Origin of the sequence: Mycobacterium sp. TY815, assembly GCF_030755135.1 — a bacterium.
Lineage (GTDB): Bacteria > Actinomycetota > Actinomycetes > Mycobacteriales > Mycobacteriaceae > Mycobacterium.
In genome coordinates this window covers 4,129,635-4,143,081 of sequence record NZ_JAUFRX010000001.1, presented here as the reverse complement: position 1 = coordinate 4,143,081, position 13,447 = coordinate 4,129,635, and the positions used below count along the sequence as shown (strand labels likewise).

At 67.4% G+C, this 13,447-nt stretch carries 10 protein-coding genes and 1 riboswitch; of the genes, 6 read left to right on the top strand and 4 right to left on the bottom strand.

The window, feature by feature from the left end; all coding sequences use genetic code 11:
• The first annotated feature begins 82 nt into the window (after positions 1-82).
• Positions 83-889 carry an enoyl-CoA hydratase gene (locus QXK92_RS17975; protein ID WP_306243419.1) on the top strand — a complete coding sequence of 269 codons (807 nt, stop codon included), beginning with the start codon at positions 83-85 and terminating at the stop codon, positions 887-889.
• A gap of 233 nt (positions 890-1,122) precedes the next feature.
• The gene (locus tag QXK92_RS17970) at positions 1,123-3,120 is read left to right on the top strand and encodes an acyltransferase family protein (RefSeq protein ID WP_306243417.1); all 1,998 of its coding nucleotides are present in this window, start codon (positions 1,123-1,125) and stop codon (positions 3,118-3,120) included.
• Here the strand turns inward: QXK92_RS17970 and QXK92_RS17965 are convergent.
• Complete coding sequence (locus QXK92_RS17965) at positions 3,117-3,773, bottom strand: O-methyltransferase (protein ID WP_306243416.1); 657 nt, start codon at positions 3,771-3,773, stop codon at positions 3,117-3,119. The two genes, QXK92_RS17970 and QXK92_RS17965, sit on opposite strands and share 4 nt — an antisense overlap.
• 73 nt (positions 3,774-3,846) lie before the next feature.
• Positions 3,847-4,020, top strand: a riboswitch (M-box (ykoK) riboswitch).
• Positions 4,021-4,230: 210 nt separating this feature from the next.
• Here QXK92_RS17965 and QXK92_RS17960 point away from each other — a divergent pair.
• A complete protein-coding gene (locus QXK92_RS17960) occupies positions 4,231-4,356 on the top strand; it encodes a hypothetical protein (protein WP_306243414.1) in 126 nt (41 codons plus the stop codon).
• A gap of 3 nt (positions 4,357-4,359) precedes the next feature.
• Complete coding sequence (locus QXK92_RS17955) at positions 4,360-6,000, top strand: NRAMP family divalent metal transporter (RefSeq protein ID WP_306243412.1); 1,641 nt, start codon at positions 4,360-4,362, stop codon at positions 5,998-6,000.
• Between the two features lie 3 nt (positions 6,001-6,003).
• Here QXK92_RS17955 and QXK92_RS17950 read toward each other — a convergent pair whose 3' ends face one another.
• Positions 6,004-6,759, bottom strand: a complete 756-nt coding sequence (locus QXK92_RS17950) for a L,D-transpeptidase family protein (protein ID WP_306243410.1) — start codon at positions 6,757-6,759, stop codon at positions 6,004-6,006.
• A 183-nt stretch (positions 6,760-6,942) separates the two neighbouring features.
• Here QXK92_RS17950 and QXK92_RS17945 point away from each other — a divergent pair, with 183 nt between their 5' ends.
• Positions 6,943-7,872 (top strand): LysR family transcriptional regulator, encoded by a 930-nt coding sequence (locus QXK92_RS17945; protein WP_306243409.1) that lies wholly within the window; start codon positions 6,943-6,945, stop codon positions 7,870-7,872.
• Here the strand turns inward: QXK92_RS17945 and oxc are convergent.
• A complete protein-coding gene (oxc, locus tag QXK92_RS17940) occupies positions 7,862-9,553 on the bottom strand; it encodes an oxalyl-CoA decarboxylase (RefSeq protein WP_306243407.1) in 1,692 nt (563 codons plus the stop codon). The two genes, QXK92_RS17945 and oxc, sit on opposite strands and share 11 nt — an antisense overlap.
• Before the next feature lie 181 nt (positions 9,554-9,734).
• Between oxc and QXK92_RS17935 the strand changes: the two genes are divergently transcribed.
• The gene (locus QXK92_RS17935) at positions 9,735-11,252 is read left to right on the top strand and encodes a FadD7 family fatty acid--CoA ligase (RefSeq protein ID WP_306243405.1); all 1,518 of its coding nucleotides are present in this window, start codon (positions 9,735-9,737) and stop codon (positions 11,250-11,252) included.
• A gap of 5 nt (positions 11,253-11,257) precedes the next feature.
• Here the strand turns inward: QXK92_RS17935 and QXK92_RS17930 are convergent, their stop codons facing one another.
• Entirely contained in the window at positions 11,258-13,429 is a 2,172-nt protein-coding gene (locus QXK92_RS17930) for an elongation factor G-like protein EF-G2 (RefSeq protein WP_306243403.1), read from the bottom strand.
• Positions 13,430-13,447: the final 18 nt, after the last annotated feature.

Genomic DNA, 13,447 nt, shown 5'->3' with positions numbered 1-13,447 from the left:
CGGCTACATTGATGGATCGTATGCACTGATGTATCTTTCGCTTAGCGGCCTTTTGGCTGGGGCAGACGAAAGGAAGACGGGCATGCGCAACTACGAAGCAGAACTGACGACCACGCTGCAAGGGCTATCGGTCAGTCGGGTCGACGGAGTGCTCTCGGTGACGTTCGACCGGCCGGAAAGTCTCAACGCGCTCACCGTGCCGGTGCTGTCGGGTCTCGCCGACCTGCTGGAGGCCACGGCGACCGACCCCGAAATCAAGGTCGTGCGACTGGGTGGTGCGGGCCGCGCCTTCAGCGCCGGAGCCAGCATGAACGTCGACGACTGGCACGGCGTCGGCTCGGCGATCAACTTCGGCGAAGAAGGGAATCGGGTGGTGCGCGCCATCACCGCGATGCCACAGCCCGTCGTCGCCGTCGTGCAAGGCCCGGCCGCTGGAAACGCCATCTCCCTGATCCTGGCGTGCGACCTGGTGCTGGCGGCCGAGACGGCCTATTTCACGCTGGGAGTCACCAGAATGGGACTGATGCCCGACGCCGGCGCTTCGGCCTCACTGGCGGCGACGATAGGCCGCGGCAGGGCGATGCGCATCGCGTTGCTCAACGAGCGACTGTCCGCGGCTGAGGCACTGACGTGGGGTCTGATCAGCGCCATTCATCCACCAGAGCGACTCGACTGGGAGGCGGCCAAGGTCATCCGGGCGCTGCTGACCGGTCCGTCGGCCGCGTTCGCGGCCACCAAGGCGGCGATCAACGCGGCCAGTCTGGACGGGATTGAGGTTGCGTTCGAACGCGAGCTGCAAGGACAGGCGATCCTGGTGCAGTCCGACGACTTCATCGAAGGAGCGTCGGCATTCCACCAGCGGCGCCCCGCCGCCTTCACCGGCAGCTAGCCCCGGCGCGGCAAATCCGTTGCGGTTCTTCGGCAATTCCGCGTGTCGTACCCCGATTCCGGCCGCGCCGCCCCTAAAATTTCTCGGATCAAGAGGAGGGGCAGCGACGTATCGGCATCACATTCGGCGCCGGACGAGGACGTGGTCAGGGCGCGCTGACAGCGAAAACCGAGCCGGGCGGAAAGAATCCCGCACCGGCACGTTCTGCACCCAGGTCTCGATGGGTTGCTCCCGTGCGGCGGGCCGGCCGACGGGCGGCGTGGGACCGGGGGGACCGGCCTAGCGGCATCCCCGCGTTGGACGGCCTGCGTGCCGTAGCCGTCGTCCTGGTGCTGATCGGGCACGGCGGTGTTCCGGGTGTCGGTGGCGGCTTCATCGGCGTGGACATCTTCTTCGTCCTCAGCGGATTCCTGATCACGTCGTTGTTGCTCGACGAATTGGGACGCTCCGGTCGTATCGACCTCACCGGCTTCTGGATACGGCGTGCGCGCCGCCTGCTGCCGGCCCTGGTGCTGATGGTGCTCACCGTGGGCGTCGCCCGCGAGTTTCTGCCCTACCAGTCGCTCGACGGTTTGCGCGGGGACGCGATCGCCGCCTTCGCGTGGGTGGCCAACTGGCGGTTCGTGGCCCAGAAGACCGACTATTTCACCCAGGGCGCGCCGTCTCCGCTGCAGCACACCTGGTCGCTGGGGGTGGAGGAGCAGTACTACATCGTCTGGCCGGTACTGCTGATCGGGATCACCTTGATCTTGGCCGCGCGGGCCCGGCGCTACTTCGCCAAGATCACCGTCGGTCATGTTCGGTTCGCCGCCTTTGTGATTGCCACGCTCGGTGCGACGGCCTCGGCCGCGGCCGCGATCGTCTTCACCTCCGACACCACCCGCGACCGGATCTATTTCGGCACCGACACCCGCGCCCAGGCGCTGCTGGTGGGTGCCGCGGCGTCAGCCCTACTGGTCAGAGACTGGTCGGCGCTGAACCGTGGGTGGTGCCTGATCCGGACCCGCTGGGCACGCCGGGTGGCACGGGCACTGCCGGTTGCCGGTCTGGCTGCGCTGGCGGCGCTGACGCACTACGCCTCGGGTAGCGCAAGCGAGTTCCGGCACGGGCTGCTGATCGTGGTGGCCATAGCCGCCGTCCTGGTGGTCGCCCCGGTGGCACTCGAGCAGCGGGGAATGGTGGCGCGGGTGCTGGCCTGGCGCCCGCTGGTGTGGCTGGGCGCGATCTCCTACGGCGTCTACCTGTGGCACTGGCCGATCTTCCTGGTGCTCAACGGTGAACGCACCGGATGGTCGGGACTCAACCTGTTCGGCGCCCGCTGTGTGCTCACGCTCGCGGTGGCCGGAATCTCGTATTGGGCGATCGAGCAACCGATCCGGCGCTGGCGGCCGCAACGGGTTCCGCTGTTGCCGTTGGCCGCGGCCACCGTGGCCAGCGCTGCCGCGGCGACGATCCTGGTGGTGCCGGTCGGCACCGGCCTGCACGAAGTCGGCTTGCCGCCCGGGGTTTCCGCGGTGGCGGCGGTGTCGCCCTCACCCCCCATCGACAACCGGCCGGCGCCAGGTCCGCGAGATCCCAATCAGCCGTTCACCGTTTCGGTGTTCGGTGATTCGATCGGCTGGACGATGATGCACTTCCTGCCGCCCACACCCGGGTTCCGGTTCATCGACCACACCGTCATCGGGTGCAGCCTGGTGCGCGGCACGCCGTACCGCTACATCGGTCAGACGCTGGAGCAGCGACCCGAATGCGACACCTGGCCGGGCCGCTGGGCAGCCCAGATCGCCCAGGACCGACCGGATGTCGCGCTCCTGGTCATCGGCCGTTGGGAGACTGTCGACCGGGTGAACGAGGGCAAGTGGACCCACATCGGCGACCCGGCGTTCGACGCGTACCTGAACTTCGAATTGAATCGGGCGCTCGACATCGTGGGCTCGACCGGGGTACGGGTGATGGTCGCCACGGTGCCCTACAGCCGCGGCGGTGAGAAACCGGACGGACGGCTGTACCCGGAGGACCAACCGGACCGGGTCAACCAGTGGAACACCATGTTGCGCAACGCAATTGGGCAGCGTCCGAAGGTCGGTATCGTCGACCTAAACAAAAAGCTCTGCCCGGACGGCGTTTACACCGCCAAGGTCGACGGCATCAAGGTCCGCAGCGACGGTGTGCACCTCACCCCGGAAGGGGTCAAGTGGATGTTGCCCTGGCTGGAAGAGTCGGTCCGCTAACCGGTCCAGCAGCTCAATTCCATGCTGTCAGTGGCCCGCACCGGGAAGTTGAAGCTCACGTAACCGTTGCCCGGATCGCGCACGTAATCCAGATACGGCCTGAGGTCGGCCGACTCGGTGTTGTCGGCGACCACCAGTGCACCCGGGGACAGCGACGGCTGCAGCAGTTTGATCACCGGCAGGTACAGGTCCTTCCACCCGTCCAGCAGCACGAAGTCGACCGGACCGTGCAGGTCGGCCAGGGTGGACAGGGCGTCGCCCTCCAGGATGGAGATCACCCCGTCGAGCCCCGTCTCGGCGAATGTCTGCTTGGCTGCGGCAATCTTGCTGTCGCTGAGCTCGGTGGTGATGACGGTGCCACTGCCGTTGTCCCGGACGGCCGCGGCCAGATGGATCGCGGAGATGCCGAAGGACATCCCGAATTCGACGACCGTCGCCGGACGGCTACCCCGCACCAGCGCGTAGAGCAGCTGACCGGCTTCCGGTGTCACCGGGATGTAGAACTCGCTCATTGCCTCGGTACGCTCGGCCGCCGTCATCGGGCGGTCGAAATCGCCGCTCCTCGCCTGCAATTGCGCCATCTGGTCCTGCGCGGCGCTGTACATCCGCTCGAGCGTCGAAGCCACCGCGGGATCCTGCAACGTGTTTGCCATACCGCCGAGGGTAGGCGCTTGCCGTGACTACCGCGTTTGACGTGCTGGGATCGCAGTGCCACCATGGGACCTGCAAGCACCTCGGTAGGTGAGGCGTCTGCATGGATACAGGCCACTGACCCCGAACGTCGAAAGACGCCCCGGGTCAGGACAGCTCTTCCCGGCTTAAGGGTTGAGCCCAAGTGGCTTCCGGTCTTCGGCCCGGATACGCCGTGCAGTGCCAAAGCTCCGACGAGAGGGGTGCGCTCGACGTTCTGTCGGGCGTTCGCGTCTCTCTGTGGTGGATATGGTGACACCCGCGTGTGTCCTGGCCGTGAGGGGGTGAGGGCGAGATGAGTCCCGGCGATAGTCCGTATCTGAAATCCATCCTGTCCCGATCCGGCTCCGGCATATCCGCCGGCTGAGATACTGCCGCGCCAGACGCGAGCCGGTCGGGCTTTCCGTCAGGAGTAGTCCAATGACCAACGTGACTTTCGCCATTCGCCGCTGGGCCGGCGCATTGAAGGCTTCGCTGCACATGACCGCCCAAGAGCGGGCCGACGCCTACGTAGCGCGGAGCCCCCTTGCGGTGCTGGCGGTCTAGGGCATGACGTCGCTCTCAAGCCCTCGTCCAGTGCTGCCCGCGGTGGCGGAACCTCCGGTGCTGGATCGCGCGCACACCGGCGACATCGTCGGCGCCTTCGGCCGTATCGGCCGCGACGGCCACGTCAACGGACGCTGGCGTCGGCTGCGGACTCTGCTGGTCATCAGCGGTCCCGGCCTGATCGCGATGGTCGGGGACAACGACGCCGGTGGCGTCGCGACCTACGCGCAGGCCGGCCAGAACTACGGGATGGCCCTGTTGTGGACGCTGGCGCTGCTGGTTCCGGTGCTGTACGTCAACCAGGAGATGGCGCTGCGGCTGGGCGTGGTCACCCGAGTTGGGCACGCACGCTTGATCTTTCAGCGGTTCGGAAAGTTCTGGGGCGCATTCAGCGTCGGTGATCTGTTGCTGCTCAACGCCCTGACGATCGTCACCGAGTTCATCGGCGTGTCGCTGGCGCTCGGGTTCCTGGGTTGCCCGAAGAGCGTCGCGATCCCCGCCGCCGCCGTGTTGCTGTTCGCGGTGGTGGCCGGGGGATCGTTTCGCCGCTGGGAAGCGTTGATGTTCCTGCTGATTGCGGTGAATGTGGTGATCATCCCGATGGCGCTGCTCGTGCGTCCGACCTGGACCGCCACAATCGGCGGGCTGACGCCGCAGTTCCCTGGTGGGCTCAACTCGACGGTGCTGCTGTTGGTCGTCGCGATCGTGGGCACGACGGTGGCGCCCTGGCAGTTGTACTTCCAGCAGTCAAACGTGGTGGACAAGCGCATCACCACGCGCTGGATCCCTTACGCGCGTGCCGATCTCGCGCTGGGCATCGTCGTGGTGGTGGTCGGGGCGACGGCTCTGATGGCGGTGACCGCCTTCGGATTGGCGGGAACCCCCGATGCCGGCAACTTCACCGACGCAGGTGCGGTGGCCGCGGGTCTGGCTCAGCACTGCAGCAGGACCGTCGGCGTGTTGTTCGCGGTCATCCTGCTCGACGCATCACTGATCGGCGCCAACGCGATCGGGCTGGCCACCACGTACGCCGTCGGCGACGCACTCGGCAAGCGGCATTCGTTGCACTGGAAGATCACCGAGGCGCCATGGTTTTACGGCGGTTACGCGCTGCTGCTCGCCGTGTCGGCGGCCGTCGCGTTCAGCCCGGACCATGTGCTGGGCCTGATCACGCAGGGCGTGCAGGCTCTGGCGGGTGTGGTGCTGCCGTCGGCCACCGTGTTCCTGGTGTTGCTCTGCAACGACCGCACGTTGCTGGGGCCGTGGTCAAACAGCCTGCGGCAGAACATCGTTGCCTGGACCATCGTGTGGAGTCTGGTACTGCTGTCGCTGGCGTTGACGGCCGCGACCCTGTTTCCGCGGCTGTCGACGTCGACCATCGGGATCGGGATGGGTGCCGGTGTGTTAGTTGGCATCCTCGGGGGTGTCGTCACGGTCCTCTCGAATCGTCGGGACCCGACGCCGCGGCTGACCCGCGCGGAGCGCGCGCAGGACCTCAACTATTGGCAGACACCGGATCTCGCGACACTCGAGCGCCCGGTGATGTCACCCACGCGGCGCGCGGGCCTGTTCACCCTGCGGGCCTACCTGGTGGTCGCCGTGGTGCTGGTGGTGGTGAAGATCGTCCAGGCCGGAGTGGGGTGAGCTTTACGCCACCACGTCGATGGGATCGCCGATGTTGACCTGGTTGAAGTACCAGGCGGCGTTGTCCGGACTGAGGTTGATGCAGCCATGGCTGACGTTCGCATAGCCCTGCTGGCCCACCGACCACGGCGCCGAATGCACGTACACGCCACTCGATGTGACGCGAACCGCGTATGAGGCGGTGATCAGGTATCCGTCGGAGGAGTTCAGCGGGATGCCGATCGTCCGCGAGTCCATCACGACGGTGCGCTCTTTGGACATGGCGTTGAAGTTGCCGATCGGTGTGGGGCGGCTCGGCTTACCCATCGAGGCCGGCATGGTGCGCAGCACCTCGCCGTTGCGGCTGACGGTGAAGGTGTGCGCGGAGATGCTTGCCACACCGAGCAGTTCGTCACCGGTCTCGAAGCCTTCGGTCAGTTCCTGCACGCCCACCGACACGTGGCTGTGCGCGGGCCAGTACCGGTCTGGAACCCACTGCACGAGGTTGCCGTCGAGCCAGCGGAAGTGACCGGTCATGTTCGACGGCGAGCCGATGTGGATGGACCGCTCGGCGGCACGGTGATCGAGCACCGGGGCAGTGAAGGTCACCTCGACGGGGGCTCCCACCCCCACTACCGCGCCGTTGGACGGGAAAATCGAGGCGACGCCGGGCACGGGGTGGGGTACCGGGACGGCGCCGGTGGCCGGGCTGCCCGACCCGGCCGCGGCCATTGTCGCGCTGGCCACCACGACAAACAGATAACGAACCGCTCGACGCATGGCCTTCACCCTTCGGGACGGTGCGATAAACACGACTCCGTCATTCTAGGGGCTATCCCGGGACCGCGGGCCATAGCAAACAATTTCGCCGTAGCGGGGACGGAGCGCGGCGCCAGACTGGCCCGGCCGGGACGCACGCGTTAGCCTCAGCGGGATCGTGCCCACGGCCACCAGGAGGTGCGGGTGCTCTTCCGCCAGCTGGAGTACTTCGTCGCGGTGGCCCAGGAACGCCATTTCGCCCGCGCCGCCGAGAAGTGTTACGTCTCCCAACCAGCGCTGTCGGCGGCAATTGCCAAGCTTGAGCGAGAACTCAACGTGACGCTGATCAATCGCGGCCACAGTTTCGAGGGGCTGACCCCCGAGGGGGAGCGATTGGTGGTGTGGGCAAAGCGGATTCTGGCCGAGCACGACGCGTTCAAGGCCGAGGTGCACGCGGTGCAGTCCGGCATTACCGGAACGCTGCGGCTGGGCACCGTGCCGACCGCGTCCACGACGGCGTCCCTGGTGCTGTCGGCCTTTTGCTCGGCCCACCCCTTGGCAAAGGTGCAGATCAGCTCCCGGCTGGCGACAACCGAACTGTACCGGCGCCTGCACGAGTTCGAGCTCGACGCCGTCATCGCGCATCCGGCGGACGTCAGGGACAGCCAGGATGTGGCACTCCTGCCGCTCTACGAGGAACAGTATGTGCTGTTGGCGCGATCGGACATGCTGCCGCCGGGCGCATCCACGCTGCGCTGGCCGGACGCGGCGCAGCTGCCACTGGCCCTGCTCACCACCGACATGCGCGACCGGCAGGTCATCGACGCGGCGTTCGCCGAACATGACGTCACAGTGCACCCCCAGGTCGAGACGGATTCCGTTGCTTCCTTGTTCGCGCAAGTGGCGAACGGCAACTGGGCCACCATCGTGCCGCATACCTGGCTCTGGATGACACCGACCCGCGGCGAGATCCGGGCTGTCGAGTTGACCGATCCCGCACCGCGAGCGCTGATCGGGCTGGCCACCAACGCATCCGGCCCGGGATCGCCGGTGGCCCGCGCGCTGGTCACCTCGGCCCGGCACCTCAAACTCGACGAGTTCTTTGCCGCGCAGCTGCGCAACCTCAACCCGTAGACGTCGCGGCGCTCTTGGGATTCAGGGCGGACAGGTGCCCACTTTCCACACCGGCGGCGGGGTCGAGCCGGCAGTCGATCAGGGCGGGTCCGGCTGAATCGAGGGCTTCGGACAGCGCAGCTTCCAGTTCCTCCGGATTCGTCACGTGATATCCCTTGCCGCCGAACGCCTCTGCGAGCAACTCGTGACGTGCGCCCGAGTTCAGTACCGTCGGCGCCGGGTCGGACCCGGAGCCCGCTTCGTCACCGCGATACACGCCGCCGTTGTTGAGGATGACGACGGCGACGGGAAGCCGGTAGCGGCAAATGGTTTCGATCTCCATGCCGCTGAAGCCGAATGCGCTGTCGCCCTCGATGGCGACCACGGGCCGGCCGGTCTGGACCGCCGCGGCGATGGCGTAGCCCATACCGATGCCCATCACGCCCCAGGTTCCGGTGTCCAGCCGGTGTCGCGGCAGCTCCATGTCAATGACATTGCGGGTCAGGTCCAGCGCGTTGGCCCCCTCGTTGACCACATAGACGTCCGGGTTACGTTGCAGCACGGTCCGAATGGCGCCCAGCGCGTTGTAGAAACGCATCGGGTGCGGATCCTCGGCGATTCGCTCGGCCATCTTGGCGTCGTTGCGGGCCTTGCGCGCGGCGAGTTCGGCAGCCCATTCGCTTGGCGCGCTGATCGGGTGATCGCCCAGGCCATCGCGCAACGCCGCCATCACCGATCCGATGTCACCCGCGAGCGGCGCCTCGATCGGCTGATTGCTGTCGAACTCCGCCGCCTCGATGTCGACCTGAATGAACCTGCTGTCGGCCGACCATTGCGGTGACTCGCCATGTCCCAGCAGCCAGTTGAGCCGGGCACCGATGAGCAGCACCACATCGGCGCGGGAGATGGCCAGCGAACGGGCGGCCGCGGCCGATTGCGGGTGCGAGTCGGGCAGCAGGCCCTTGGCCATCGACATCGGCAGGTAGGGGATGCCGGTGCTTTCTACGAATTCCCGAATCACCTTGTCCGCCTGGGCATAGGCGGCGCCTTTGCCCAGCACGATCAGCGGTCTGGCGGCCCGGCCCAGGATGTCGAGTGCCCGGTCGACCGCCTCGGGCGCCGGCAGCTGGCGGGGCGCGGGGTCCACCACACGCCAAATCGATTCTGCCGCTGCGGATCGCGTCATCGACTGTCCTAGCACTTCGCCCGGAATGTCCAGGTAGACACCGCCCGGCCGGCCGGATAGGGCTGCGCGAACGGCCCGCGCAACGCCGCGCCCGATGTCCTCGACGCGTGCGATTCGGTAGGCCGCCTTGACGAATGGCCTTGCCGCGTTGAGCTGGTCGATGTCCTGATAGTCACCGCGCTGCAGGTCCACCACCGCCCGGCTGCTGGATCCTGAGATCTGAATCATCGGAAAGCAATTCGTGGTGGCATTCGCCAATGCGGGCAGGCCGTTGAGGAAACCCGGACCCGAGGTCGTCAGGCACACACCGGGGCGCTGCGTCAGAAACCCGGCGGCGGCAGCGGCGTTGCCGGCCGATCCCTCATGACGAAAGCCGATATACCTGATGCCGGCGTCCTGCGCCGTGCGCGCCAGATCGGTGATAGGGATGCCCACGACCCCGTAGATGGTGTCCACATCGTTGGCCTTCAGCGCATCCACCACCAGGTGAAAGCCGTCGGTCAGCGGTTCGGTCATGGTGGCCGCCCCTCTCTTGGCTGGTGTCTCGGCACTCACTGTCGTCCGGTTCGGCTGCCGTGTCCAAGACCCGGTCGCTATCCGGTGATTCACGCTGTTTATCGACTATTAGCGGATCGGTATTGGACAGCGCTGACCAGCACCGGCAGGGTTCTCGTTGAGACGGACGAAGGAGCTGTGAATGACTTCCGTGCAGAATGTGCGCTTCACCGATCTGATCGAAGCGGCAGCCACCCACGCGCCGGATGCGCGCGCGCTCATCGTCACCGACGACCGCATCCCGATCACCTACCGCGACCTGCTTCGTCTCACTGACGACCTGGCCGCCCAACTGACCGGGGCCGGCCTGAACCCGGGGGACCGGGTGGCCCTGCGTGCGGGCAGTAATGCCGAGTTCGTCGTCGGGTTGCTGGCGGCCTTGCGCGCGGGCCTGATCGTGGTTCCGCTGGACCCGGCGCTGCCGGTCGCAGAGCAACGCGCCCGCAGCGAGGCCGCGGGTGCCCGTGCCGTGCTGGTCGACGACCACGAGTCCGGATGGTGGCCGATTACCGTGACCCCCGTGGACGGCGCGTTCACGGCGCGCCTGACCGCTTCCACCGAGCCGGACCCGGCGACGGACTCCCCGGAGGGCCTGCACGACGACGACGCGATGATCATGTTCACCGGCGGTACCACCGGATTGCCCAAGATGGTGCCCTGGACGCACGACAACATCGCCGGGTCGGTGCGGGCCATCATCGCCGGATATCAGCTCGGCCCGCGCGACGCCACCGTCGCGGTGATGCCGCTCTACCACGGGCACGGGCTGATCGCCGCGTTGCTGGCGACCCTGGCATCCGGTGGCACCGTGTTGCTGCCCGCCCGGGGACGGTTCTCGGCGCATACCTTCTGGGACGACATCGACGCGGTGCGGGCGACCTGGTACACGGCCGTGCCGACGATTCACCAGATCCTGCTGGAGCGGGCGTCATCAGAGGAAAAGCCCAACGCCGCTTTGCGTTTCATCCGCTCCTGCAGCGCGCCGCTCACTCCCGAGGTGGCCGAGGCGCTGCACACCGAGTTCTCCGCGCCCGTGGTGTGTGCCTTCGGGATGACCGAGGCCACCCACCAGGTGGCGAGCACCGGTATCGACCAGGAGACCAACCCCGCGGCTTCGACCGGACTGGTCGGCCGCTCGACCGGGCCGCAGATCCGCATCGCCGGTAACGACGGGCAGCCCGTCGAGCCGGGCGCCGTCGGCGAAGTGTGGCTGCGCGGCGCCACCGTGGTCCGGGGCTACCTCGGTGATCCCACGATCACCGCGGCGAACTTCACCGACGGATGGTTGCGCACCGGTGACCTGGGGACGCTGTCCGAGGCCGGTGACCTCAGCATCCGTGGGCGGATCAAGGAACTCATCAACCGCGGCGGGGAGAAGATCTCTCCGGAGCGCGTCGAAGGCGTCCTCGCCACTCACCCGAATGTGTTGGAAGTGGCCGTTTTCGGCGTGCCGCACCCGATGTACGGGGAAGCCGTCGCGGCCGTCGTCGTGCCGCGGGGTGCGTCACCCACCGCCGACGAACTCACCGAGTTCTGCCGGGATCGTCTGGCGCCCTTCGAGATTCCCGCCACCTTCCAGGAAGCCGAGGACCTGCCGCACACGGCCAAGGGCTCGCTGGACCGCCGCGCGGTGTCGGCGCGCTTCGGCCGGCCCGGGTGACGTTGTCAACCGGCCGTCGCCTTCACCTTGACGGCAGCGGATTCGGGCATCGGCTCGTAGCGGGCGAACGTGCGGGTGAACGATGCCGCACCGTGCGCCAGGGAGCGCAGGTCGACGGCATAGCGGGTCAATTCCACCTGCGGCACCTCGGCTTTCACCAGCGTGCGCTCGTGGCCGGCGGTGTCGGTCCCCAGCACCCGGCCCCGACGGCCGGACAGGTCGCCCATCACGGCGCCGACATAGTCGTCGGGCACCAGCACCGAGATCTCGTCGATCGGTTCCAGCAGGATCACCTTCGTCGCGGCCGCCGCCTCGCGCAAGGCCAGCGAGCCCGCCATCTGGAACGCGAAGTCTGAGGAGTCGACGCTGTGCGCCTTGCCGTCGAGCAGGGTGACGCGGATGTCCACCATCGGATAGCCGGCGTGCACGCCCTTCTCCATCTGCGCCCGGACGCCCTTCTCCACGCTCGGGATGAACTGGCGCGGCACCGCACCGCCGACCACCTTGTCCACGAACTCGAAGCCGCCGCCCTCCGGTAGCGGCTCCACCTCGATGTCGCACACCGCGTACTGGCCGTGGCCACCGGACTGCTTGACGTGCCGCCCGTGGCCTTTCGCCTTGCCGCCCAGCGTCTCTCGCAGCGGCACCCGCAATTCGACGGTGTCCACGGTGACGCCGTAGCGGTTCGACAACGCCTCGAGCACCACGCCGACATGGGCCTCACCCATGCACCAGAGCACCACCTGGTGTGTCTCCGGGTTCTGCTCGATCCGCAGCGTGGGGTCTTCGGCGGCCAACCGCCCCAGCCCGACCGACAGTTTGTCCTCGTCAGTCTTGGCGTGCGCCTGAATCGCGACCGGCAGCAACGGTTCCGGCATGTTCCACGGCTTGAGCACCAGCGGTTCGGCCTTGTCCGACAGCGTGTCGCCGGTCTCGGCCCGGCTCAGCTTGCCGATCGCGCAGATGTCGCCGGCCACCACTGCGGATGCGGGCCGCTGCTGCTTGCCGAGCGGGAACGACAGCACCCCGATCCGCTCGTCTTCGTCGTGGTCGGGGTGCGTGCTGCCGTGCCCGTGCGGACCTGAGCTGCCGTTGCCGAAGAACGACGAAAAGTGTCCCGATACATGGACCGTCGCATCGGGCTTGATGGTCCCGGAGAACACCCGGACCAGGCTGACCCGGCCGACGTAGGGGTCCGACGTCGTCTTGACGACCTCGGCGAGCAGTGGCGCGTCGACGTCGCAGGCCAATTCCTCGTGCGTGGCGCCCTGCGGTGTGAAGACCTCCGGGAGTGGGTGTTCGCGGGGCGACGGGAAGCCTCGGGTGGCGACTTCCAGTAGTTCATAGGTGCCCACACCGGTGCTGCTGCATACCGGGATGACCGGGAAGAACGACCCGCGGGCCACCGCCTTCTCCAGATCCTGGATCAGGACTGACTCGTCGATGACTTCACCGCCGAGATAGCGCTCCATCAGCGATTCGTCCTCGGACTCCTCGATGATGCCTTCGATCAGGCTGCCGCGGGCTTCCTCGATCCGGTCGGCTTCGGAGGCGTCGGGCTCCGACTCGGTGCGCTTGCCGTCGGAGTAGTTGTACTGAGTCTGCGACAACAGCCCGATCAAGCCCGACACGGGGGAGCCGGTCGGCAGGTACAGCGGTAAAACTTTGTCGCCGAACACGTTCTGCGCGGCATCGAGCGCCTCGCCATAGTTGGCGCGGGCGTGGTCGAGCTTGGTGATGACCACCGCGCGGGGCATCCCGACCTGGCTGCACTCCTGCCACAGCGACTTGGTGGGCTCATCGACGCCCTCGTTGGCGGCGATGACGAATAGGGCGCAGTCGGCGGCACGCAGTCCGGCGCGCAGTTCGCCGACGAAGTCGGCGTATCCGGGTGTGTCCACCAGGTTCACCTTGACGCCGGCGTGCGCCAGGGACGCCACCGCGACACCCACCGACCGTTGCTGGCGGATTTCGGCGTCGTCGAAGTCGCAGACCGTGCTGCCGTCGGTGACCGACCCGGGCCGGGACAACACTCCGGCAGCGACGAGCAGCGCCTCGACCAGGGTGGTCTTGCCGCCGCCGGAGGGCCCGACCAGGACGACGTTGCGGATGCCGTCCGGACCCGATGCGGTGGGGGCCGTGCTCGCGCCCGGGGAACCACTCACTCTGTCGGCCATGACAATCCTCCAGTTCTC

Coding starts and splice junctions, on each gene's coding strand:
- QXK92_RS17960 (WP_306243414.1), top strand. CDS start 4,231: ATGACCAACGTGACTTTCGCCATTCGCCGCTGGGCCGGCGCATTGAAG.
- QXK92_RS17935 (WP_306243405.1), top strand. CDS start 9,735: ATGACTTCCGTGCAGAATGTGCGCTTCACCGATCTGATCGAAGCGGCA.
- QXK92_RS17965 (WP_306243416.1), bottom strand. CDS start 3,773: ATGGCAAACACGTTGCAGGATCCCGCGGTGGCTTCGACGCTCGAGCGG.
- oxc (WP_306243407.1), bottom strand. CDS start 9,553: ATGACCGAACCGCTGACCGACGGCTTTCACCTGGTGGTGGATGCGCTG.
- QXK92_RS17955 (WP_306243412.1), top strand. CDS start 4,360: ATGACGTCGCTCTCAAGCCCTCGTCCAGTGCTGCCCGCGGTGGCGGAA.
- QXK92_RS17930 (WP_306243403.1), bottom strand. CDS start 13,429: ATGGCCGACAGAGTGAGTGGTTCCCCGGGCGCGAGCACGGCCCCCACC.
- QXK92_RS17975 (WP_306243419.1), top strand. CDS start 83: ATGCGCAACTACGAAGCAGAACTGACGACCACGCTGCAAGGGCTATCG.
- QXK92_RS17950 (WP_306243410.1), bottom strand. CDS start 6,759: ATGCGTCGAGCGGTTCGTTATCTGTTTGTCGTGGTGGCCAGCGCGACA.